The organism is Larkinella harenae (assembly GCF_054780515.1).
In genome coordinates, this window is sequence record NZ_BAAGWE010000002.1 from 365,260 (window position 1) to 388,781 (window position 23,522).

A 23,522-nucleotide genomic window follows, 5' to 3' on the forward strand; every position below is an offset into this window, starting at 1 on the left:
CCATTTCTGAAAGAATGAGAAAAACCGTCCTTTCCGCTTGCCTGATTGGTAGTTTACTGACTGCTCAGGCCATAGCGCAATCTCCAAAATATCCTTCCTACAGCGGCATTTACCCGCACTTGGCCATGTACAACAACGAGGGCGAGTGCGGTACGGGCGCGGTCGTGCCCTGGGCGGGCAAACTGTGGGCCGTCACTTATGGTCCGCACCTGCCATTTGGTTCGTCGGATAAACTATACGAAATCGGGCCAGACCTGAGCCAGACCGTTCGGTCTGAAAGTGTGGGAGGCACACCCGCCAACCGCATGATTCACCCGGAAAGCAACCAGCTGTTTATTGGCCCATACGCCATCGATGCCCAGGGCAAGGTGCGGGTGATTTCGCCCCAAGACATGCCGGGCCGCCATACTGGTAATGCCCGACACCTGACCGATCCGAAGAATAAAATCTACTACGGAACCATGGAAGAAGGGTTTTACGAAGTGGAGGTTAAGTCACTTGCTCCTAAGCAGTTGTACGAAGACGGCAACATCAAGCAGAAAAAAGGCACGGACGAATCGAACAACCACCGCGGTGAACTGCTGCCCGGGGCCCACGGCAAAGGGCTGTATTCTGGCCAGGGGGTTATGGTTTACTCCAACAACGGCGAGCCCGGCCCGCAGGCACTGAAGCAATTTGACATTGAATCGGGTTCGTTGTCGGAGTGGAATGGTACCGACTGGACCGTAGTGCGTCGGAATCAATTCGTGGAAGTAACCGGTCCTGGCGGTATTTACGGCAATAAAAACCCGGCGACCGATCCGATCTGGGCCACCGGCTGGGATCATAAATCGGTTCTGCTGGGTGTCCGCGATGCTGGCAAATGGACTTTTTTCCGGCTCCCCAAAGCAAGCCATAGCTACGACGGCGCCCACGGCTGGAACACCGAATGGCCGCGTATCCGCGACATCGGCACCGCCCAGAAGCCCGACTATCTGATGACCATGCACGGCCTGTTCTGGCGATTTCCGGGCCAGTTTACGGCCAAAAACACAGCAGGCATCCGGCCCCGTTCGGCCTACCTGAAAGTGATTGGGGACTATACCCGCTGGAATGATCAGCTGGTGTTTGGCTGCGACGATTCGGCCCAGAAGGAATTCCTGAACAAACGAAAAGCCAAGGGCAACATCGAAGGTCCCGGACAGTCGAACTCCAACCTCTGGTTTACCTCCGTGACTTTACCGGATCAGTTGGGGCCTAACACCGCCGAAGGCGCCGTTTGGCTGAATGAAGCCGTCAAAGCCGACGAACCGTCGGAACCGTTCCTGTTTGCGGGCTGGCCCAACCGCTCGGCCTGGGTGCAGAACAACGGCAATGCCGAGGTGACCTTTACGTTTGAAATGGATAAAACCGGTAGCGGTTCCTGGACGGTTTTGAAAACCGTAACCGTAGGGGCGAAAAAAGCCGCCAATGTGGAGTTTTCTACCAACGCACCCGGCGAGTGGATTCGGATCAAACCGAGCCAGGCCACCAACGCAACAGCGCATTTTTCGTATACGGCCAACGATCCGCGCCCAACCACCCCGAGTGCCCTGTTTGCCAGCTTAAGTACGGTTTCGTCGCCCCACACATCCGGTGGCTTACTCTACGGTTTAGGAGATAACCGGCGCGCCCTGGGCTTACTGGCACACAATTATTCGGGTAGCCAGCCGACGGAAGTAGGCTATTACGAACTGGATGGAGCCATGAAACTTGTTCGGAAAGAGGACGCCAAAACCGCTTCATTTATTAAAAGCAAATTTGCCATTCCGCAGCGGGCCGTTGCGGTAGAGGAATCCTCGGTGCTGGTGGTCGATGACAACGGTCGGCGCTGGCGGCTCCCGCTCGGCCACGATGCCTATACCGGCCTGACCAATCAGGGTGCCCTACGGATTTGCCGGGAAGTGGCCACCGAGCGCGACCTGTTCAACTGCCACGGCACGTTTTACGAGCTACCGGCCGAAAACGCCGACGGTTACGCCAAAATCCGGCCCGTGTCGTCGCACAACCTTCGCATCAACGATTACGGTTCGTACCGTGGCCTGCTCATCATGACCGGCCTGGATCCGCAACAGATCAAAACGGGGGAACACATCATCGTATCCGACGACCAGAAGGCTGCGGTCTGGGCCGGTGCCATCGACGATCTCTGGAAGCTGGGCAAACCTACCGGTCACGGCGGCCCCTGGAAAAACTCGGCGGTCAAAGCGGGCGAACCGTCCGATCCGTACCTGATCGGTTTTTACGACCAGCGCAGTTTGCAACTGTCTCACAAGGCCACCGCGCCCGTTACGTTTACCATCGAAGCAGACCCCGTCGGCAACGGCCCCTGGATGACGTATAAAGAAGTTACGGTAGCACCCGGCCAGACCCTCACTTTCACGTTTCCGAAGAGTTTTCAGGCACGCTGGATTCGCTTCAGAAGCAATAAGGATTGCGAAGCCACCGCTTTTTTACAGTATAAATAAATATATTTTCGGAACCCAAAACCTGACTACCAATTTATTAGCCAATAACCCTCAGACAACAAATAATTTTTTTTAACTTTTTTCAAAATCCCGCAATCTGAAAATATAGATTGTTCGTAGGTATTGGCACACGCGGTGAACTGTGCTATGGAGGTAGCGCATTTCATCAGCCATACACGTTTCCGACAGAAAGTCCAGAGGCTAAGCTACTGGACTTTTTCGTTTGCAGACCTTTTGGCTAACAAACCTTTTGGCAGGCTACTTGTGTTATCTTTATGGCAGGCCGAACAGGAAACAAACAGCCGAATTTTATGCAGGACATTGAGCCATTTTATAACTGGGAAAAATGGTATAGCGCGACGGACGACCCGCAATCGCCGTTTTACGGCCGCGTTTACAACATGAACCAATACACCAATACCATTTACGGTTATTATATCCATCCGCTCTGGGATGAAATTGGTTCGGAGACCTTATACTGTAAACTCTTGTTTGCGGATTACGACCGCCGGTTTGTTGTCATCGAGTTGATGGGCGAATGGAATGACACGTTGCACAACGATATTATGTACCTCAAACGACAGGTGATAGATCCACTGGTGGAAGAGGGCATTAATCAGTTCATTCTCATTGGCGAAAACGTGCTGAATTTTCACGGCTCCGACGACAGTTATTATGAAGAGTGGTTTGAGGATGTAGAAGACGGCTGGATTGCCGCCGTCAATTTTCGGGATTTTGTCGAGTCCGAATGGAAACGCTACCGGCTTGACTACTACATGAATTTTGGGGGTACGCTGGACGAAATCGACAATTGGCGAACCTTAAAACCGCGTGCTTTCTTTGAACTCGTCAATAGTTTAATTATCAGAAGGTTGGGTTAACATCCAGTTACTGCATGGCTAGAGGCTTTACCGATTTTAACTAACTTTTTATTCGCTAAGTAGTTTTAGCTTTGAAAATTGGCAATCGTATTTATAAGCCTTTTTAGCAAAAAGATGACTGGTCCTTTGTCGATATTACTCGTTGGCACCGCCAATCCTGAGCAACAGACGTTGCAAGAAGCCTTCCAAAAATACGGGATTCCTCACCGGCTTCTGGCTGTGAATGACGAATCCGCGGTACGGGCTTATTTCCAGCAGGGTCTGGCCGATGCCCGCTTTGTACCTACACTGATTATGCTGGATCGGGAAACCAGCACTCCGGATACCATTCTGAGTCTATTGAAACACCATCCGGTGCTCCGGCGCATTCCGGTGATCTTGTTTGGACACGGCAACGATCCCGAAGCGGTCAAACTGGCGTATCAGTGGGGTGCCACCTGCTACATGCCCCGCCCCGACAATTGGGAAGAGGCCATGACGCACTTCTGTTCCTATTGGAAAAAGCGTGTCGCCCTGCCAGCCATCAGACCGGAAGACATTGTATTGTCCAACTCTTTTCAGAATCAGCCCCGTCGCAGAGCTCAATGAGCTTGGCCGGTTGCTGTTAACCAACGTATGACAAATCGACATCAGGTTATAGCCGTCGTCGACGACGACGAGGATGACTTATATTTGATCCAGGAAGCGTTTAAGGTGTGTTTGAAAGAGGAGAAAGTGTTGTTAGCGTCGAGTGGAGTGGATTTACTAAAACAGCTTGAGAGCATGCGGATCTTGCCGTCGTTTTTGCTGCTGGACCTCAACATGCCTTCAATGAACGGTTTTGATGTTCTGCAACAATTGCGGTCCGATGCCCGCTACAATTTAATGCCGGTCCTGATTTTCAGTACGTCCAATTCGCAATCGGACATCGACCGGGCTTACGAAATGGGGGCCAACTCATACGTCAGAAAACCGTCTTCATTCGCTGAATATAAATCAGTTGTGGAGGATTTGTGTAATTTCTGGCTGCACATTGCATCGACACCCTCCAGCCGGGTTTCCTGAAGAAAACCGTTGGCGGTTTAGGGTTCAGCGATTTTTCCGGAAAAACCTTTTCTCCTACCGCCAGTTATAGGTGGTATCTATTCACTAAATCGTAACAACGAGATGGAATCGAATGTGTTTCACGACTCACAACCAGCGGACTTGATCAACAACGAGAACGCTGATACAAAATATGGTCTGGATCAGGCCGAAACAAATATGGTTAAACTGGTAGACGGAAAATTGGTTCCTACCGCTAATCTCGAAACGGAAATTTCCGACGATCTGGCCAGCCAGTATGCCAACGACGAAGAACGGGGGCTGAACTCACCCAATCAACGGACGTACGATGTTGTCGATATTCAGTCGGCTCATCCGCAGGCCGATATGATTCCGGAAATCCCGGCAACGCCCGATCCGAGTAATCCTGTTCCGGCGGGACCCGACACCCCAACTCCGCCGGAGTATGTGCCGCCCGGCCCCGAAATTCCGGATTTGCCTTCGACTCCGAAACCGGATCAGCCCGAGATTACCGAGCCTACCGAACCGGGTCGTTCGCACGAGGTTAACAATTCGTCCGAATTTGATAATCAGGTTACCAACCGGAACGAATCGCAGGACACTCCGACCAGCGCGATTGCCGACACCATGCCGGGCGCTGACGTGCCCATCCAAAGCCAGGACCCGGCTAAGAATGAGGAGCTTCCTGAGTTTCTGGGAACCGACTCAAAAAACGACGGACCCGGTCCAAACAATTACGCCAAGCCCAAGACTGACGAGGGCATGCACGAAGCTCCGGACACGGGATCGTCGGAATATCCTTACGATATTGATGCCAACGATCAGGAGTCGTATCAACCGGGAGAGCGTCCGCAGGAAACCGCCCAAATGCTCGACCAACCGAAAGAGTCGCTGGACGAAAGTGCGGTCAAGAAACAGCCAATGCAGGATCAGTCGACCACGCAAGCTCCTTCGGATATGAAATCGACGGACCAACTCGACCGTCCCTACAACGATCCGGAAGCCGCCCGTCAGGATGTGATTTGATCCAGCCGGTACCATACGGTTTTACCAAAAAGCCCCGCCCAAGAAATTGGGCGGGGCTTTTTGATGGGTGCCTGCGGTTTTTACCGGAGTTCTTTCACCCGAATATTTCGGAAGCGCAGCACGGAACCGTGGCCCAGAAAACCGATATGCCCCGAGGTGCGTTTCAGGCCAGGGTGATTCTTGTGATCCAGCGTCCCATTTTTGCTGGCTTCGTCAATGTCACCATCCAGAATCTGCACACCGTTTAACACGACGGTTATCCGATTTCCCTTCACCGTAACTTCTTCGTAATTCCACTCACCCAAGGGTTTGAGGGCCCCGCGCCGGGCAGCAATCACGCCATAAACCGAACCGTGGTACTGATATGGCTCCAGCTTTTTGTAAATATCGGCATCGTCGTCCAGGATTTGCAGCTCCATCCCAACGTAAGCCGCATCCCCCGTTAACGGCGCACGAATCCCCAACCCGTTGTTGGCCCCGGGCGTCAGTTGGAATTCAAACCGGAACACAAAATCGCTGTATTCTTTCTGGGTGTACAGATTGCCTTTACCCCCGTTGTTGTACCAGACGATATCGCCATCTTCGGCCACGTAATCTTTCGTGTTGCCGACCCAGTTGGTCAGGTCTTTTCCGTTGAAAAGCAACTCGTAGCCCTCCCGTTTTTCCTCAGCGGTCAACTCATACGGTTTCGCCGGAGGAAGTTCACGGATGTAAATATCCCGGTAGGCCACATACGTACCGTGTGCCTGCAACTCGATTTGCTCCTGCGGAAAAATGGGCAAATTTCGGTCCCAGTAATTCTCCAGTACGGTATTATCGGTTACCAGTTCGCCGTTCAGGTAAACCGTCACGCGTTCTCCTTTCATGACGATCCGAAACGTGTTCCACTCCCCGACGGGGTTATCGACCCGCTTCAGCGGTTTGCTTTCAAACTTCTTGTTGTTGTACAGGCCACCCGAACCAACCTGCGCCCCCACATCCACGCGGGCGGGGTCCCAGATCTGCACCTGTGGCGTACCGCGCAGGTAAACTCCAGCATCCCCTTTTTCGGTGATCTTCCAGTCGACCAGCATCTCGAAATCACGGTATTGTTTGTCCGTACAGATGTTGTTGCCGTGTCCATTGAACACCAACAAACCGTCTTTCGCCGACCAGCCCTTGCGCATCACTTCGTCGGCTTTTTGTTGTTTCAGCGCCAGCGAATCCGCGCTTATTTTGCTCCGTTTGATCGGATTATCGACCAGCCCTTTCCAGCCTGTCAGGTCCTTGCCATTGAACAACGCCACAAAACCGTCGCCGGGTGCCAGCGTCTGCAACCGTCGCTGAATGGCCTGCCGCTGCGCTTCGTTTTCGGGGCCCGACAAAACCGTACTGGCTTTTTCCAGCAGCGAACGAACGGCTTGCCCCGAAAAGTCGCGGCTGGCATTGGCCACCGTCAGTATCGTATTTGCCGCCTGTTTGTTCACCGCCGGATCGTCCAGGTAACGCCCTGCGAACAAGAGAGACAACAGCGTCCGGCTACGGCTCGCGGCTTTCAGGATGTCATTTTTTTGCCGCGAAGTCCGGGCCACCGCCATCGCATCCCGTAGCAGCAACAACCGCTGATCAGCCGAATAAGTACTCCGGTCAATCAAGGCCAGGTATCCGTTCAGGGCTGCCTCAGCCGATACACCGTTTTGCCGCGCAATGGCCAGAAGAGCCGGTACCGCATCAGCCGTGGGCCAGTCCGACAAGGCAACGACGGCGGCCGGTTGTCCCAGGCCATCACCTTTCTCGTATGCCTGGCGAACCATTTCGAGGGCTTTCGGACTCCCGACACCCGCTAGCGCGCCAAAAAAACGAGGCTGTGCTTTCGCAGGTGCCTGCTGCATGTAATTCAACACCAAATCCGTTCGCTGAACGGAATCACCCGCCGAAACCGTTGCCGCCACCAGAGCCTGTTGCAAGAACCGAACGGTTTTGGCATCCCGAACGCTGGTCAGTAGTTCCACAAGTTTCGGCAATTCCTCCTGTCCCACCAGCAACGGCAAGGCTGCCGCAGCCGCCTGGCTAATGGTAGTATCGTTTTCCTCCACTTGCGCTAACACCTGCTGAACACTGGTTTCCGTAGCCCGCTCTCCCAGAACCGACAATAGAGCCGCGCGGGCTTCGGTGGGCATACTCGTCAGGCTGTGCGTCATTTGCGGATACATCTGCGATCCTTTCAAGGTCAGCAATGCACTTTTGATCGCGTCGATATCCTGCTCGGTTCCGCGTTTCATCAGTTCCAGCAAGGGCGTTACTGCTTTTTGCTGGGCAACCCGGGCCACCGCCGGAATGGCCGCTAACCGCACCTGCTGATCCGTACTTTTCAGCGCGGGCAATAGCGACGGAGCCAAAGCAGCGTCGCCGGTTTCGCCCAGCTGACGAATCAAATCCGCCTGAGCGCCCCCGGTAGCCTTGCTGATCTGCCGGGCTAGTTGCGCGTTGAGTGGTTTATTTTTTAATGCCGTGGCCATTTTCAGGGCGGCAATCCGGTATTCTGCCGACGAATCCAGAACGGCTTTCGTCAGCAGGGGCAGGCTCTTTTCCCGGTTTAAATCAACCAAAATTTTCAACGCAGCCGTACGGGTGTGTACCTGTTTCGGACCGCTGGCCTGAACGAGCAGCTTCCGGGCCAGCGCGTCGGCTTGTGGTTTGCGGCCAAGAGCCGCCTGGCGACTGATGTAGTCCAGGTAGCTGGCCGTTGCTTCCGTCACGTCATACGTAAAACCGCTTTCTTCGGCGGCTTTCGCCAAAACCGTACCGGCAGCGGGGGTACCCAGGCGCGCCAGGGCGTACATCGCTACTTTTTTCAACTTTTTATCATCCTGCTGCACCAACGGAATCAGGGCCGTAGCTGCGGGTTGGTAACGGCTATCGCCCAGCGCCTTCACCAGCGATAGCCGACTGGTTCCCTGCGACTCGGCCAGGGCCTGCAACAGCGCTTTCTGGGCCGATGGCGTATTGATCTTGACTAGCGTCCGAACCGCCGGAGCACAAAGACGTTCATCATTCAGGTACGGTTTCAGGTAAGTCACGGCTTCCTCTTTCCCGACGATCTGCAATTGACTAATGACAAAAGCCTTGCTTTCGGGATCAGTCAGCTTTTCCAATGACTGTCCATAAACACGGGATGCCATTGCCCGCTGCAGCTCTTTGCCCGGCTTGGTCACGTAGTAGGAAAAACCGCCCAGGGCGTACTGAGTAGTCGTAGGGTCTTTTTTGCCCGGTGCCGCCAGCATCAGCACCATGTCCTGCAAACCTTTCTCGCCCAGCGCGGCAATAGCATCCATGCTGGCGTTGAGCTGTTTGTTATTTAAAGCGGGCATTTGAGCCACTTCGCGGGTGGCCCGGTTTTCCAACGGAACGGTTTGTGACCAGGATGCGGTATGTATAAAGAAGGTAGCGGCAGCGGCAAGAAGGGGTAATTTCATAACAGCAATAAAGGGTTGTAGAAAGCCAGCAAAACAGTGTCAAATAATCCAGGGTGCCCGCATGGGCTGATCAATCAGCCGGTTGGCTCCTTCATCGCCCACAAAAGTTTGCGTGGCCGGATCGAACTTCAGCGAACGGCCCAGTTGCAATGCCACTTTCCCCATGTTGACCAGGGTACAGGAACGGTAGCCATTGGCCTCATTGAGGGCAAACCGTTTGCGCCCGCGCACGGCTTCGGCAAAGTCAGTGACCTGCGGCAGTGGGTCCGGAAAGGCCGCCAGTTTTTTTTGCAAGTCCGGAATGTCGGACTTAAAACCGGGGTACAGCTTTCCTTTGGGGCCTTCGATGTACGGGCTATTCACGTCTTTGCCTTCGCCATCCAGAATAATTTTGCAACCATCGGCGTAGGTGTATTCGATCCGGCGCCAGGTGCCGACCGCATCCGGATGCTGCTGGGGTGCATCGATTTCCACCGAAATCGGGCTGGTATCATCTTTCCCCAAAAAGTATTGAATCGGGTCTAAATAGTGCTGTCCCATATCGCCCAGACCACCGCCGTCGTAATCCCAGTAGCCCCGGAAGGTGTTATGAACCCGGTGCGGATTGTACGGTTTGTAGGGCGCCGGGCCCAGCCACATTTCGTAATCGAGTTCGGGCGGTACGGGCATCGGCTCCAGATCGGTTTTTCCGATCCAGTAGAATTTCCAGTCGAAACCCGTGTGGCGGCTCACGGTTACTGTTAGTGGCCAACCTAGCAAGCCGCTCTCCACCAGCTTTTTGATCGGTTTGACGGGCGTTTTCATGCCGTAGAAATTATCTTCAAACCGGAACCAGGTGTTGAGCCGGAAAATCCGTCCGTGTTGCTGCACGGCTTCCACTACGCGCTTGCCTTCGCCGATGGTCGTCGTCATCGGCTTTTCACACCAGATGTCTTTCCCGGCGCGGGCGGCTTCGGCAGCCATGATCCCATGCCAGTGGGGTGGCGTAGCAATGTGGACAATATCGACTTCGGGCAGTTGAATCAGTTCGCGGTAATCGGCAAACGTCTTCAGCCCAGCATCTTTGATCATTCCTTTGGCAAATTCCAGTCGCTGGCTATCGACATCACAGATGGCGGCCACCCGCGTACCCGCGTACGGAATATGACCGCGTCCCATCCCACCCAGGCCAATGATGCCTTTGGCCAGCTGATCGCTGGGGGCCAGATAGCCTTTTCCCAGCACGTGCCGGGGAACAATGGTAAAAGCCGCCAGCGTTCCCAGCGACTGTTTCAGAAATGTCCGTCTTGAAGGGGTTAGTTTTTCTTGCATCTCGTCAATTTTCAGATAGCTCTGAATAATACTACTGTCCATTCACCGGTTTGGACTATTTCCAACCAATTAGCGGGCCAGATGCCAGCCCATTTTTACGTTGACAATTGCCGGTGTAGATAAGGTATAGTCATGTTTGTTATACACCAGGCCCGGAATGGGTACAATTACATTGACATCCAGATGCCCTCTTTTTTTAAATAGTTGATGCTGACTGCCAAGTTGAAAAAAGGCATATTGCATCAGGTCGAAACGGTCGCCAGCCAGCCCCCGTTTGCCATTCGGCCAAACGGGGGCTGGAGTTCTGTATGGCTGCACATTTCCTCGGTGATACCGCTCCAGATCGGAGAGATCCGATCCGGCATAGGCAACCTGAGAAAACAGGACGTTATGCGTTTGAATGGCGACGTAAGGACTAAAAAAGCTATGGCGGTCGGTCCGCTGTTTTTGCCGACGGGTCAGTGAAAAATAATACCGCAGTGCGACGGGCATTTCCAGGCTATAGAATTTAGTACCCCGCCCGTCCATCGCCAGCCCAAAGGTGTTATCCAACCCGCCCAAAACCGCTAAACCTTTGTAGATTTTTTGTTCGACCGTGGCTTCCAGCGCAATCGCAGCGTAATAACCAGTAAAGCTACTTTGTCGGAGAAGGGGTATACTCGCCCCGGCTTTCAGAACTGTTCGCATAGGTCGAAAAACCGGATCAGTTGACGAACGCTGGCTAACGACTGGCCCCAGATTTCCGGCATCAGGATTGATCTGGCCATACACAGTGGTAATGGTCAATAGGAAGGCAATCAGGGATCGGAGCATGGTGAAGGATCGTAGGAAACCCCAAATTACAATTTTAACATACTAAAAAGAAATGTAAAACCCTCGGCATTCCTCCGGGCCATCGATTACAGGTCTATTTCGCCGGGCTTTTCCGAACCTATTCTAAAAAATCGTAAATTACGTGCTCCCGTAAACTCTTTTTGATTAAGTATGGAAAACCCTGAACAGGCTCCTTCACGCCGGTCATTCCTGAAAACCCTGGGATTGGCCGGAACTGCAGCCGCAGCCGTTCCCTCAACGTTGGCCAACGCCGGAACCGCCCCCACCTACCTGAATCTGGTCAAAAGCCACAGCAGCACAGCCGCCAACGATAAAGTCCGCATCGCCCTCATCGGTACGGGGGGCATGGGAATTGGTGATACGCAAACGGCCCTGATGGTTGAAAATGTGGAGATGGTGGCCGCCTGCGACTTGTACGACGGCCGGTTACGCCGGGCCAAAGAACTCTGGGGCGACGCCCTGTTTACCACCCGTGACTACCGCCAGATTCTGGAACGGTCGGACGTAGATGCCATCATCAACGGCACCACCGACCACTGGCACGAAAAAATATCGTCGGACGCTATGCGCAAGGGCAAACACGTCTATTGCGAAAAACCGATGGTGCAGAAGGTCGAAGACGGTCACACCCTGATCAAGGTTCAGAAAGAAACCGGCAAGGTGTTTCAGGTCGGCAGCCAGTTTGCCAGCTCGATCATTATTGCCAAAGCCAAGGAATTGCTGAAAGCCGGTGACATCGGCGACCTCGTATTTGCCGAAGCGCAGTACGACCGGCACAGTGCGATGGGTGCCTGGCAATATTCGATTCCGCCGGATGCGTCGCCCCAAACCGTTGACTGGGACACCTACCTCGGAACCGCCAAGAAACGCGAGTGGGACCCCAAACGGTTTTTCCGCTGGCGGAACTACCAGGACTACGGAACCGGCGTTGCGGGCGATCTCTACGTGCACCTGCTGACGACGCTGCACACGATTACGGGTTCGAAAGGCCCCAACCGGGTGTATGCCAGCGGTGGTCTGCGGTTCTGGAAAGACGGACGCGATGTGCCTGATATTCACCTGGCGATTTTTGATTATCCGAAAACCGCCGAGCATCCCGAGTTCAACCTGACGACCCGGAGCAATTTCGTCGACGGCGGAGGAGGTGGCTACCTTGTCCGGCTGGTGGGTACAGAAGGCGATTTGTCGATTGGCTGGGATAGCCTGACGGTTCGGCGCCATAAACTGCCCAAAGCGCCCGGTTTGTCGATCGACAACTTCCCGAAAGACCAGCAGGAAGCCTACCTGAAGGAATACAACAAACTGTATCCGGAACGCCCCGAAATGGAAGGGCCGCGCGAGATGGTGTACAAAACGCCCAAAAATTACAAAGGCGACCGCTACGAACACTTTGTCAACTTCTTCGATTCGATCCGGAACCAGAAACCGGTGGCTGAAGATGCAACGTTCGGGCTACGTGCCTGCGGACCCACCCAGTGCGGTAACATGAGCCTGTTTAAAAAACAGATTGTGAACTGGGATCCGAACGCGATGAAAATTCTGAATGCAGTATAGTACCTGGTTTAAAGTCTACAGTTTAAGGTTGGATGACGCATTGATCCAAACCGTTAAACCTTAAACTGTAGACTTTAAACGAAAGTAAAACGACTAAACCATGAAAAAAACAACCTTTGCCATCGGCCTATTGGCCGGTTTGATTACGTTGATGAGCCTGTCAAACATTGGCGGCTCGAAACCCGGGAAGTGGGTGGCGCTGTTCGACGGCAAAACCACCAACGGCTGGCATAGTTATCTGAAAGACAAAGCCATTGGCTGGAACGTCGAAAACGGAACGCTCTCGCCCGACGGCACCGGCGGTGATCTCGTCACGGACAAGGAATACGAGAACTTCGATCTGGAGTTTGAGTTTAAAATTCCGGCTAAAAGCAATAGTGGCGTGGTGTACAAAGTCATCGAAGATCCAGCCAACAAATCGACCTACTGGTCGGGTCCCGAATACCAGGTGATCGACGATAAGGGGTATCAGCTGGGCGATGGCACCAAACTAAAAGGTAGCCAGCTGACCGGTGCCAATTACGACCTGATTGCACCCAATGACCTGACCGTAAACAAACCGGCCGGGGAATGGAACAAAGGCCGGATTGTGGTAAACGACAACCACGTTGAGCATTACCTGAACGGTAAAAAAGTGGTGGATTACCACTACGGCGGTGACGAATGGAAAAAGATGGTGGCAGAAAGCAAATTCAAAAACTGGCCTTACGTGAAGCCCCACGCCAAAGGCAAAATTGCTCTGCAAAACCACAGCCCGAAGGAAGTGGTCTGGTACCGCAACATCCGGATTCGGGAGTTGTAAAAACTGTACATTTATTAGCTTACGCGGAGGTGTCGATACGGTTTTTTAGCTGGTTGGTGTCTCCGCGTTTTTTATTGGTTGAGCTGGCGATTAACGTACTCCAAACTTTCCATCGTCTTCCTAACATTGGAATGTTCAATCCCCCATATCTTCTTTCCAATTTCAACCGCTTTTTCGAAGTTTTTTTTAGCTTCCGTCCACTTCTCTATCCTACTCCAAACAGACCCCAAATTATTATACCTAGTTGCTACGTAAGGATGACTTTCACCAAAATTATTTATATCAAATGCCAACGCTTCTTCTAAAAGCTTGATTGCATAATCATAATCTTTTAAATCACTATAGACAAGAGCTAGGCCTGACAATCGAGTTGCTAAGGCAGGATGTCCTTTACTCAGGTTTTTAAGACCAGACTCAAGAGATAATTCAAGAAGTTTTTTTGCTGTTTCATATTTTCTCAGCTTACGGTAAACATTCCCCAGATTAGATCTACGAACCGCAACTCTTGTATCTTCTTCACCAAAATTATTTATATCTGAATCAAGCGCACTTTCTAGTAATTCTTTTGCTATTTCATATTCACCTAATTCAATATAAACATTTGAAAGATTAGATCTTCTAAGCGCTACAATTGCATCATTTTCACCAAAACTAGCTATATCTGATTTCAAGGCCGTCTCCCATAAGTCTCTTGCCTGTCCATAATCACCGATTGAATAAAATGTAGATGCCAAATTTGATCTGCGAACTGCAATAATAGGTTCATCTTCACTAAAGTTAATAAGATCAGATGCTAAGGCTGTCTCTAATAATTTTTTAGATTTATGAAAATTCCCACCAAGCTCGAAAATGACTCCAGCATTATTCTGTAATGATGAAACTTCCGGTCTGCATACATCTTTTTCAGGCAAGTTATCTAGCAGAAAATCAGCAAAAGGTAGAAAGAAAAATAACTTAACATAGTCGGTATTTGTATCCGAACGTAAAAAATCCGTAAAGCTTTCTATTAACTCTTTCACATCCTCAAATCCAGGTCGCAACTGATAATGAACCACTTGCTGGATCAGCCGGTGGATGCTGAAGGCATGGTCAGTTTGTTGTAGCCAGCCTTTCTTTTCCAGACTCTGTAAATTTTCAGCAAACTTCCGCTGGTCCTTTTTGTCCGTTAGTTGCAGCCATTCCAGCAACTGTTGTTGCGGATAGGCTTCGGGTGGTAAAACCGCAAATTGCTTCATGACCCACTGTTCGGCCTCACTCAAACCAGACAGATTGAAGGTTTGCATGAGGTGGATAAATAGCTCGGTTTCTTCACGGCTGTGTTCGGTTTCAATCCGGGCCTGCAAATCCGGGTCGTTCAACTGTTTGCTTTTATACTTTTCCGTCAGCTCCGCCAGGCTCACCAAACCGTAGTGGTTTTCCAGGGTCTTGGCGGCCAGTTCGAGCGTCAGGGTGTGGTAGTCGATGGTACTTAAAAGTTCATCGAGTTCTTCATCCGTTACTGCAAACGTGTACAGTTTGCGGAAAAGCAGCCGGGCGGCTTTGGTTTCGAGTTTATCCAGCCGCAGTAGTTCAAAACCCTTCAGTTTCTGACGGGAGGTCACCAGAACCTGCCAGTTGGGTGGGCCGGGCAAGAGGTCACGGATGGCGCGGTCGGCCAGTTCGGTGCTGGCATTGTCGATAATGAGCAGATTCGGGCCGTTCATGTTCCGCAGTGTATTCATGATCAGTCCAAAAAAAGCCTTAACGTCCACTGGTTGAGGCAATTCCAGCCGTAGGTTTTTCAGTAAAACAGCATCGATCACAAACGCATTCAGCAGATCGTCGGCGGTTTGGGTTTGGGCTTTGGCATCCGACACCACCAGTTCAACCCACAACACGTGCTGGTAATTCAACTTGTGTTGCTGCATGTATTTCCGGGCCAGGGTGGTTTTGCCAATGCCGCCCAGACCGTTCATCAGCACCACCCGCTGGCTGGTTTGCAGCTTTTGCACCAGGTCGTTCAGTTCGGCATCTCGCCCCACAAATTCGCCCGAAAACGCCGAAAAGTTGTTGAGTTCACGGGGGTAAGTCGATGTCGGCTTTTCCAGCATTTTGATGATACACTCCAGATAGCCAACCACTTCCGTGTGATTTTCGCGCAATATCCGTTTCAGTTCCGCCGTTTCTTCGGCAAACGCCTGCAAAACCGTCGTTGATAAGCCGATTTTTCCTGCTTTAATCTTTTTGAGTTCCGCCAGAATCTTGGCCTGCCCCTTCTGAAGTTCCCAGTTCTGTTCCTGAATTTCTTCCAGCATCCAGATCTGAAAAGAGCGGAAACCCTTGTCATCGTCCTGCAGCGCTTCCTTAAAAGCCAGGTCGAAACAGGTCGGGAGTTTGGTGGCAAAAAAAGTCCGCAATTGCTGCCATTCGTCCAGCGATTCGTCCACGCCCGACACCATGAACAGGTAGTCAGTTATTTCGGCCAGGCAGTTCTGCGGGTTTTCGAGCAACCCGCTCTGGATGGTTTCGTGTTTGACCCAGAACGTCAGATCCTTCTCCATCATCTCCAGTACCTCCTCCGTCCGGCGAACCGGGTTTTGTCGGAAGTATTTCTCCAGCAGCGGCAGATCGGTTTCCTGCCCCAACTGATCCAGATACAGCCGTTTGATAAATCCGACGGAGCGAACGGTGGCCTCTTTCAGAAGCTTTTCGAGGTTATGGTTCAGTTCGGACGGGTGTGCAAACCGTTCCCGAAGTTTCTGATAGCTGAGATCACAGGTAAACTGGTGGGCAAAATTGGGTGCGATGGCATTGATCAATCCCAGGCCGATTTCAGTAGCCACACCAACCGTTGGTACGTTCAGTGCGGTCTGTAGAATGGGGACGGCTTTTTCGTGGGTCAGGCAATAACCGACTCCTGAAACAAGAGCTTTCACCAGATTAGACATAACGAGGAAAGACAGGGTCAAGATGATTTCTAAATATAAATCTTAGGAACATCATTCACAAATAGCCCCGTCTCTTCACCCCGCCTGGTTCAGGAACGCCTGAATGCGGTCGCGGTAGCTGCGGGTCCATTTGAGAACATGACCCATTTTCAGGCGCACGATGTAGTCGCCGTTGAAGTGCGTTTCTACCTCCTGAATGTAAGCCAGATTAACTATGTGGGAGCGGTGAATCCGCACAAACTGGTTCGGATCCAGCCGGGATTCGAGCTTGGTCAGGCTATCGTATAAGATGTGCCGGCCGGTAGCCGTGTGCAGTGTTACGTAATTGCCGTCCGCGTCCAGATACTCCACGTCCTTTAAATCCACAAAATACATGCGTCCCTGCTCCTTGATCAGAATCCGCGACAGGAAATCGCGCGTTGGGGGCGGGGGCTGGCTATTGAGCAGGTGCGTAAGCAGTGCTTCCATTTTAGGTTGATTCTGTCCGTTGAGTCGCTCGATGGCCCGCACCAGTGCCTGCCCGAACCGGATATCATCGAACGGTTTAAGCAGGTAGTCAATGGCATTTACCTCGAAAGCTTGCAGGGCGTACTGGTCGTAGGCCGTCGTGAACACGACGGTCGGCTGATGGTCGGGCCAGACCTGTCGTAACACGCTAAAACCGTCGAGCCGGGGCATCTGAATATCGAGAAAAATAAGCTGCGGCCGGTGAAGCAGGATTTTCTGGACGGCCTCAATCCCGTTGGTGGCCTCGTCGACCACTTGCAGCTGCGGGTTGTTAGCCAGCAAGGCACGAATCACCTCGCGGGCAGCCAGTTCATCATCAATGATGAGCGTGCGATACGGATTCATAGGCAACAGATGCGTTAACCAACGTACAACGACAGGGAATGCATAAGCGAACGGTGGTGGTGCCACCGGGGGGCTGCTCAAATAGCAACTGGGCTTGATCGCCGTAGGCATTCTGCAACCGGGAAAGCGTATTGGAGAGTCCCAGGCCCGTTCCCGACGTATCGGCTGGGTGATCCTGCCCCCGACCGTTGTCAAACACCTCTACCACCACCTGCTCAGTGTCAAGCCGTTGCGCCGAAATACGGATGAATGCACCTTCGGTCATGTCGGCAATACCGTGGGTAATGGCGTTTTCGACGAGGGGCTGCAAAATGAGTTGTGGCAAAAAACATTCTTCCGCATCGGGCGCTACGACGTATTCCACCGTCAGCCGGTCTTCAAACCGGATTTGCTGAATAGCCAGGTACTGCTGCGTCAGTTTCAGTTCATCACGCAGGGTCAGGAAATTGGCCTGCTGCCGAACCAGTACATTCCGGAGCAAATCGCTCAGGGTGGTCACCATCAAAACCGCCCGGCGCGGCTGGTTTCGCAACATCAGGCTGACCACTGTATGCAGCGTATTGAACAGAAAGTGGGGATTCAACTGCATTTTCAAGGCCTGGAGCTGCGCATTCGCCAACTGGCTTTTGAGTTGTTCGTTGATTAGCTCAGCCTGTAAATGTTGCTGCTTCAACGACTGTAGCTTGTAGACGTAGGTCAGGACGTTGTAACAGACCACCAGCAACATATACTGCGAAAAAGCCGTCCCGAAGCTCAGAAAAAACACCAGCATCACCTTTCGAACCGTAACCGTGCGCCCCTGTTCGTAAGCAATGGCGGAGCCCAGCAACAGGTGTTCAATCACCAGCTCCGCCCCATATAGCAACGCGGCCATCAGTACGTGCGTCAACAGTTGCCCCACAAAACGGCTGACGCTCTGCTTCCTCAACAGCGAAAACCGCTGGGCACTCGCAATGATCAGCGGAGTGGCACCCCACCAGAACAGAAGCTCGATCAGCCAGTACAGGGCTTCGGTAACGTACATCCGGCTGTTGGGCGTCAGCACCCAGACCATGGTAGCCTGGCAATACCAGATCAGCGAGAAGAAACTCCAATACAAAAAACTATACCGCCAGAACTGACGGGATGTCATCGGTAGCCCCGAGGCCTGTAAAATTCGGTCGATCAGCAATTTCATCTTCTGGCAATAGGCATTACACCCTGGTAAGGTAGCGTTTTTGCAACGGTCACACAGTCCCAAATCGATGAACCGTCTTTTATCAGGTTTCATGTGTCAAAAAACGAACACAAGGCTGCCCGGGGAGGCAGCCTTGTGACCAATTGGACGTAGGAAGAAACTAAATTACTGAATAATCAGGTGCTTTGTGATGACCTTCTTCCCTTCCAGCATCACCAGGTAGGTACCGGTTCGGAGACCGCGAACGGGAACGGTAATTTCGGTGGCTCCTTCGGCCACATCGCCCTCGTACACAACCGCCCCAATATGGTCTTTCAGGATTACTTTTCGAATCTGGGTGTCCACAAAGTTGAAGCGAACCAGTACGTTTTCCTGCCCAACAGCCGGGTTCGGATAAATCATGATCTGTTCGCTTTCGTCGTTCAGCGTAGCCGAATAAGTGGTTTTACACTGGCTAACCAGATCCGTCACGACCACCGAATACGTACCCGCCGGAACTTCCCAGATATTCAGCGTTGTCGCGCCGTTTGACCAGTCGTACGAATAAATACCGCTGCCGCCCGCAACATTCAGGTTAATGTAGCCTTTGCCGTTCAGGTAACTGACATTCGCCGTAACAACCGGCGCTTCCCCGGATCCGTCCAGTTCGACTTCTTTTTCTACTACCCAACCGTTATCACCCTCCACTTTGATACGGTATCGACCAGCGGCCAGTCCACTGAATTCCGGATTACCAATCCCCGCCGGGTTCGGCTGATCGTTGATGTAGAACTTGTGGTTGCCAGTTGATCCCCTCACTTCCGTCACGTGGATTTTACCATTGGGTGCGCAACTCGGGTTTTCCTTGCTGATTTCAATACCGGAAGTACCCACTGTAAACGAAGCTCGGGTGCTGCAGCCCGTTGCCGCGTCGGTGACCTCCACCTCATACGTTCCTTCGGGAACCTCCCACAAATTCTGCGTCTCGGAGCCTTCCGACCATTTATAGAGGTAAATACCACTGCCGCCCGTGACGTTCAGGTTGATGTAATTTTTGCCGTTTTCTACGGAAATATCCGCATTTACGACCGGTTTTTCGCCTTTGTCCTGCACCGAAATAGTTTTGGCAAACCGGAAGTTGCCATCGCCCGTGATCACAATCTCGTAGTCGCCCGCAGCCAGCTCGCTGAACAACGGTTTGTCGGCACCCGCCGGGTTGGGATTTCCGTTGATAAAGTACCGGGTGTTTCCGGCCGAACCCGTTACGTTCTGGACCAGAATGCTGCCGTTGGGTTTACACGTCGCGTCGGTGACCACAAAATCCGCGTTGGCCGTGCTGCCGGTAGCCAGAATGGAAGCTTCCACTGTACAGCCGCTTTCCCGATCGGTAACCCGCACGCTGTAAGCACCCGGCGTTGCATTCGCTAAATCCTCGCTGGTACTGCCATTCGACCACCGATACTCGTACGAGCCACTACCTCCCGAAACCGTCAAATCCAGGGTTGTATTGTTTTGAACGATGGATGCTCGCAGCGGATTTACCGTTCCATCAACGGTTACGTTTTCGTAATGCACAAACCCGTCAGGACCATCGATCCGCAGGTTGTATTTACCCGCAGCCAGGTTGTTGAAAACCGCCACGTTTGCACCCGCTGGGTTGACTACATTATCGAGATAGAAGGTATAGGCCGAAACGTTGTCGCTCCCATTGATTGAAACTACCCGAATGCTGCCCGTTGCTCCGCAAGCCGCGTTTTGCGTCGTGAACTTCACATCGGCCAGGTTGCTGCCCCCGGCTTCAATATCATCGACCCAAAAATCGTAGGCCCTGTCCAGGCCGGTCGACAGGAAGCCGATGCGGGTCACCTGCTTGGTATCGATTTTATCGCCCGCCAGCAACGCGCTCATCGGAATCCGAACCAATTGATACTCCGTCGAAAAAGCGTTCAGGTATTTTCCACCCCGCACCGCCACTGGCGACGTACTGGCGGCAAACCGGTCCTTCAGCAGAACCTGAAAATCAAACGCTTCGCCCGGATTCGCCACTTTTACATAGAACGAGATATATCCTTTCTGACTCAGGTCTTTGATGGCCTCGTCGCCTGCTCCTACGCTCCAGTCCCAGACCGCAGCCGCAAAACCGTTGTCGGCCATGTCAAAATGCAGCTTCATACTTTTCGGTGCCTGATGGCCGTTGGCGTCGTCAACCACGCAGGTCGTTACACCATTCAGCGTTTCCGGTCGGCCCGTGTTGACCACATCACCGTCCCACAGCACCAGCGAGCTCGCCAGCTCGCGAACCGTGAACGTGGCAAAACCGTCGGCAGAGTTTCCGTCGGCATCCACCGCCGAAATGTTCAGTTGTTTGTCCCCCTTGGCAATGCCCTGCGGAATGGTTACGGTAACCGTATATTGCCCGTTTTCCAGCGTCATGGCCTGGTTGTTGGCCAGCCCGAGTGGTGACAGGTCAACGGTTACGCGCTGAACGTTGTTGTCCGGATCAGCCACCTGGGCTTTGACCGTCACCGTAGTGCTACCGTTGGCATATCCGGCGGTGGGCGTCACGGCGGCTTCCTGAATCACCGGCTGGAGTACCGGGTTGGAGTACGGCAACACCCGCACATCATCAATCCAGACATCAAACCCTTTCCGGGCGGTATTGCAGTTGAAATTCAATTGCCAGATCTGTTCCAAATCAATCTGCGAATCACCTTTCAGCACCGACAACGGTATTTTCACCCGCATGTACCCGTTGCTGTTCAGCGAACCGATGTAGCCGTCCTGCTTCAGCCAGACGCTTTTCGACGTGTGCAGGCTGGCCGTGGCATCCCGCAGACTCACCTCAAGATCGGCGTTATCCGGCGCGTTGGATTTCAGGTAAAATTCGAGCGCGCCAAACTCACTGATATTGCGGGCATCGGCGGGATTTTCGTGGTCGGTCCAGCGCCACGTCATCGTGTTGTACAGATTAGGACCGTGTTCGAAGTGCATAAACAGGCTCCCCGGTTGCTGCTGCCCCCCGGTTTCCGACCGGTGGATTCGGGCATGTTGGGCGGCTACCTGATCACGGGCATCATACTGCGAGCTACCAACCCCTTTCCGAATCTCATCGCCATCCCAGAGCACCGTCGGAACCGTCCGTTTGATGATCCGGTACGCCACACTTTCCTCAGCGGTATTTCCGTCGGCATCCGTTGCGGTGAGTCGGATGGACTTCAACCCGGCAGGTGTGCCTTCCGGAATCTGGACCTGTAGCCGATACACATTCGCTTCAGACGAGACGCTGGTCAATTCAATGGCATTGCCGCCCCCAACCTGGCTCAGATCGGCTTTCACACTCGTTATATTATTATCGCCGTCGGTAACCGTTGCCGAAACCACAAAGGTTGCCGTTCCGTCAGAATACCCCACCGTTGAGCTCAGTTGCAGGTTTTCAATATCCGGGTGAATGGCAATGTTTTCTTCGGAAAAAACGAAATGGCAGGCCGTGGTCGGTGGCAGCACGTATTCAAAGGTGTTGTTAGTAATCACCCGAACGCTGCGCATTTTTTTGAGCGTCGAACTGCCATTATCAAAGCCCCATACCTGAGCGCTCCGGTATTGCCGGTTGCCGTTAATGGTAATCGTGGTCGTTATGGGACCATCCTGGTTTTTGCTGAGCGCCACGACGTGCAGCTTTGAATCGTCATTCCCGTTGATGGACGCAAAAACCGAGGTGTTATCCCAATCGCTGGTGCCTGATTCAACCGAGGTATCACCAAAATGCCCGCCCTGCCCGTCGTAATTCCGGTAGAGATCAAACCCGGCTTTGATGAAATCGACCACTCCGCCCCAGTACGTGGCCAGGTAAACGCCTTGCTTGCCGAAAATACCGAGCGCATCGGCCTGCGCAATACCGCCGGACGCGTGCTTGAGTCCCATGTAGCTGTATTCGGTAATCGCCAGTTTCGTGCCGGGGTAATACTGCGCAATATGCTGGTGCATTTTCGGGACAAAAGGCAGGAAATGTGCTCGCTTATCGGGTTCATCACTGATGAATGTCCCTTCCAGGTAATTAGGGTCCCAGAGCGAACGCGTCATGGCCATTCGGGCCGCATTGCTGGCATAATCAGTCAGGTTGTCGGTGGGGCGCAAACCGTCTCTTCTCTCTTCCGGATACCAGTGCACCGCCATCGCATCCAGCAACCGTTTACCCACTTCTTCGCTTTTCTGCTTCATCCGGCCCAGGTACAAATCCAGAAAAATGGGATAATTACCCCGCTCCTGGTTCCAGTCGGGGGCAAATTGCAGGTTTTCAAATTCGGAGACCCCAAACGATGCCGGACCAAACACCTCCGCGGTGGGGTCCATCTCCTTGATGCGCTGCGCAAGTTCGAACGAGTTGTCCATCAAATACCGAACGGTAACGCCCGTAGTTCCCCACAGTTGATCGTGGGTGTAAAACCACAGACCCGGTTCGTTGTCGAGTGCATACCCGCGAACGCCCGTCGGGCTATCGCTTTTCCCAAAAGTATGGTGCAGAAAATTGATTTCTTCGTCAACGTACACATTGTCATCATTGACATCCGGCAGCAGTGTAAAGGGATTGGGTTTCCGGTATTTTACGTTGGCCCACCGAATAGATGGCGGGGCCTGTTCCGGCGGAACAGCTCCATTTTTATCCTTGGCCACGTACTTCGCCATCGGCAGTGTAATTAATGAATACGCATTTTGGGCCAGCGACCGGCGGTGAAACGCGGCTATAGCCGCCCCCGGAACGTCGTAGTCCTGCTCAGGAACACCCTGCTGCCAGGGCACGTACGGATCGTTGCTGTAAAACCAGTCCCGACCGGCGTTCGACGCATTATTTTCCCAGTTGTAATTGGTAGTCCGGTTTCCGCCGAAGCGCTTGGCGGGCGCGTGCGGGTATACATCATTGGTACCGTAAACGAGCGGACTGATGGCTTTTCGGCCGTTCTGCGGATTGATGGTAAAATTGACCCGGGTTTGCCCGTACGAATGGGCTCCTAAAAGCATCCAGAGGAAACCCACAAACGGGAGTTTCCACCATAAAGTGAGCGTTCGAGACAGGGTTGTTCCTGCCCGATTGTTGTTTACTGATCGTTGCACGATGGTAATTGTTTAAATATAGTGATGGTATTTTGGTGATTGATGACTACCGTTTGCACGTTCGGAATGCAGGAGCAAACAAACA

At 52.7% G+C, this 23,522-nt stretch carries 15 protein-coding genes; 8 read left to right on the forward strand and 7 right to left on the reverse strand.

The genetic code is table 11. The features are described 5' to 3' along the window. Positions 1–14: 14 nt before the first annotated feature. The 5 genes from ACYVH9_RS12895 (at position 15) to ACYVH9_RS12915 (ending at position 5,437) form a co-directional block, all read left to right on the forward strand. Entirely contained in the window at positions 15–2,486 is a 2,472-nt protein-coding gene (locus tag ACYVH9_RS12895; RefSeq protein WP_460636766.1) for a hypothetical protein, read from the forward strand. A gap of 311 nt (positions 2,487–2,797) precedes the next feature. Then, positions 2,798–3,367: a hypothetical protein gene (locus ACYVH9_RS12900; RefSeq protein WP_460637588.1), complete on the forward strand. Its 570-nt coding sequence runs from the start codon at positions 2,798–2,800 to the stop codon at positions 3,365–3,367. Between the two features lie 114 nt (positions 3,368–3,481). Further along, on the forward strand, positions 3,482–3,955 hold the full coding sequence (locus ACYVH9_RS12905) for a response regulator (protein WP_460636767.1): 474 nt from the start codon (positions 3,482–3,484) through the stop codon (positions 3,953–3,955). Positions 3,956–3,982: 27 nt separating this feature from the next. After that, entirely contained in the window at positions 3,983–4,411 is a 429-nt protein-coding gene (locus tag ACYVH9_RS12910) for a response regulator (protein ID WP_460636768.1), read from the forward strand. A gap of 102 nt (positions 4,412–4,513) precedes the next feature. Continuing rightward, a complete protein-coding gene (locus ACYVH9_RS12915) occupies positions 4,514–5,437 on the forward strand; it encodes a hypothetical protein (protein WP_460636769.1) in 924 nt (307 codons plus the stop codon). Positions 5,438–5,517: 80 nt separating this feature from the next. Here the strand turns inward: ACYVH9_RS12915 and ACYVH9_RS12920 are convergent, their stop codons facing one another. The 3 genes from ACYVH9_RS12920 to ACYVH9_RS12930 are packed head-to-tail and all read right to left on the reverse strand — an operon-like array spanning position 5,518 to position 11,016. Continuing rightward, complete coding sequence (locus ACYVH9_RS12920) at positions 5,518–8,892, reverse strand: family 16 glycoside hydrolase (RefSeq protein WP_460636770.1); 3,375 nt, start codon at positions 8,890–8,892, stop codon at positions 5,518–5,520. A 39-nt stretch (positions 8,893–8,931) separates the two neighbouring features. After that, the gene (locus ACYVH9_RS12925) at positions 8,932–10,245 is read right to left on the reverse strand and encodes a Gfo/Idh/MocA family oxidoreductase (protein WP_460636771.1); all 1,314 of its coding nucleotides are present in this window, start codon (positions 10,243–10,245) and stop codon (positions 8,932–8,934) included. A gap of 27 nt (positions 10,246–10,272) precedes the next feature. Further along, a complete protein-coding gene (locus ACYVH9_RS12930; RefSeq protein ID WP_460636772.1) occupies positions 10,273–11,016 on the reverse strand; it encodes a hypothetical protein in 744 nt (247 codons plus the stop codon). A gap of 171 nt (positions 11,017–11,187) precedes the next feature. On the opposite strand from ACYVH9_RS12930, the gene ACYVH9_RS12935 reads away from it, so the two are divergent. Together ACYVH9_RS12935 and ACYVH9_RS12940 are read left to right on the forward strand one after the other, a co-directional pair. Further along, on the forward strand, positions 11,188–12,591 hold the full coding sequence (locus tag ACYVH9_RS12935; RefSeq protein ID WP_460636773.1) for a Gfo/Idh/MocA family protein: 1,404 nt from the start codon (positions 11,188–11,190) through the stop codon (positions 12,589–12,591). Positions 12,592–12,691: 100 nt separating this feature from the next. After that, positions 12,692–13,393: a 3-keto-disaccharide hydrolase gene (locus ACYVH9_RS12940; RefSeq protein ID WP_460636774.1), complete on the forward strand. Its 702-nt coding sequence runs from the start codon at positions 12,692–12,694 to the stop codon at positions 13,391–13,393. Positions 13,394–13,464: 71 nt separating this feature from the next. On the opposite strand, the gene ACYVH9_RS12945 is transcribed toward ACYVH9_RS12940, so the two are convergent. Continuing rightward, the gene (locus ACYVH9_RS12945; RefSeq protein WP_460636775.1) at positions 13,465–15,933 is read right to left on the reverse strand and encodes a tetratricopeptide repeat protein; all 2,469 of its coding nucleotides are present in this window, start codon (positions 15,931–15,933) and stop codon (positions 13,465–13,467) included. A gap of 36 nt (positions 15,934–15,969) precedes the next feature. Here ACYVH9_RS12945 and ACYVH9_RS12950 point away from each other — a divergent pair, with 36 nt between their 5' ends. After that, a complete protein-coding gene (locus ACYVH9_RS12950) occupies positions 15,970–16,248 on the forward strand; it encodes a hypothetical protein (protein WP_460636776.1) in 279 nt (92 codons plus the stop codon). 147 nt (positions 16,249–16,395) lie between these two features. Here ACYVH9_RS12950 and ACYVH9_RS12955 read toward each other — a convergent pair whose 3' ends face one another. From ACYVH9_RS12955 to ACYVH9_RS12965, 3 genes are all read right to left on the reverse strand, one after another. Next, positions 16,396–17,172: a LytR/AlgR family response regulator transcription factor gene (locus ACYVH9_RS12955; RefSeq protein WP_460636777.1), complete on the reverse strand. Its 777-nt coding sequence runs from the start codon at positions 17,170–17,172 to the stop codon at positions 16,396–16,398. Further along, entirely contained in the window at positions 17,144–18,349 is a 1,206-nt protein-coding gene (locus tag ACYVH9_RS12960; RefSeq protein ID WP_460636778.1) for a sensor histidine kinase, read from the reverse strand. The genes ACYVH9_RS12955 and ACYVH9_RS12960 overlap by 29 nt, the downstream gene beginning before the upstream one ends. Before the next feature lie 165 nt (positions 18,350–18,514). After that, the gene (locus ACYVH9_RS12965) at positions 18,515–23,437 is read right to left on the reverse strand and encodes a glycoside hydrolase family 44 protein (RefSeq protein ID WP_460636779.1); all 4,923 of its coding nucleotides are present in this window, start codon (positions 23,435–23,437) and stop codon (positions 18,515–18,517) included. Positions 23,438–23,522 lie beyond the last annotated feature (85 nt).

Excerpts from the sequence above, each read along its gene's own strand:
- ACYVH9_RS12895 (WP_460636766.1), top strand. The coding sequence starts at position 15 with ATGAGAAAAACCGTCCTTTCCGCTTGCCTGATTGGTAGTTTACTGACT.
- ACYVH9_RS12900 (WP_460637588.1), top strand. The coding sequence starts at position 2,798 with ATGCAGGACATTGAGCCATTTTATAACTGGGAAAAATGGTATAGCGCG.
- ACYVH9_RS12915 (WP_460636769.1), top strand. The coding sequence starts at position 4,514 with ATGGAATCGAATGTGTTTCACGACTCACAACCAGCGGACTTGATCAAC.
- ACYVH9_RS12920 (WP_460636770.1), bottom strand. The coding sequence starts at position 8,892 with ATGAAATTACCCCTTCTTGCCGCTGCCGCTACCTTCTTTATACATACC.
- ACYVH9_RS12955 (WP_460636777.1), bottom strand. The coding sequence starts at position 17,172 with ATGAATCCGTATCGCACGCTCATCATTGATGATGAACTGGCTGCCCGC.
- ACYVH9_RS12930 (WP_460636772.1), bottom strand. The coding sequence starts at position 11,016 with ATGCTCCGATCCCTGATTGCCTTCCTATTGACCATTACCACTGTGTAT.
- ACYVH9_RS12910 (WP_460636768.1), top strand. The coding sequence starts at position 3,983 with ATGACAAATCGACATCAGGTTATAGCCGTCGTCGACGACGACGAGGAT.
- ACYVH9_RS12940 (WP_460636774.1), top strand. The coding sequence starts at position 12,692 with ATGAAAAAAACAACCTTTGCCATCGGCCTATTGGCCGGTTTGATTACG.
- ACYVH9_RS12925 (WP_460636771.1), bottom strand. The coding sequence starts at position 10,245 with ATGGACAGTAGTATTATTCAGAGCTATCTGAAAATTGACGAGATGCAA.
- ACYVH9_RS12905 (WP_460636767.1), top strand. The coding sequence starts at position 3,482 with ATGACTGGTCCTTTGTCGATATTACTCGTTGGCACCGCCAATCCTGAG.
- ACYVH9_RS12945 (WP_460636775.1), bottom strand. The coding sequence starts at position 15,933 with ATGGAGAAGGATCTGACGTTCTGGGTCAAACACGAAACCATCCAGAGC.
- ACYVH9_RS12935 (WP_460636773.1), top strand. The coding sequence starts at position 11,188 with ATGGAAAACCCTGAACAGGCTCCTTCACGCCGGTCATTCCTGAAAACC.
- ACYVH9_RS12960 (WP_460636778.1), bottom strand. The coding sequence starts at position 18,349 with ATGAAATTGCTGATCGACCGAATTTTACAGGCCTCGGGGCTACCGATG.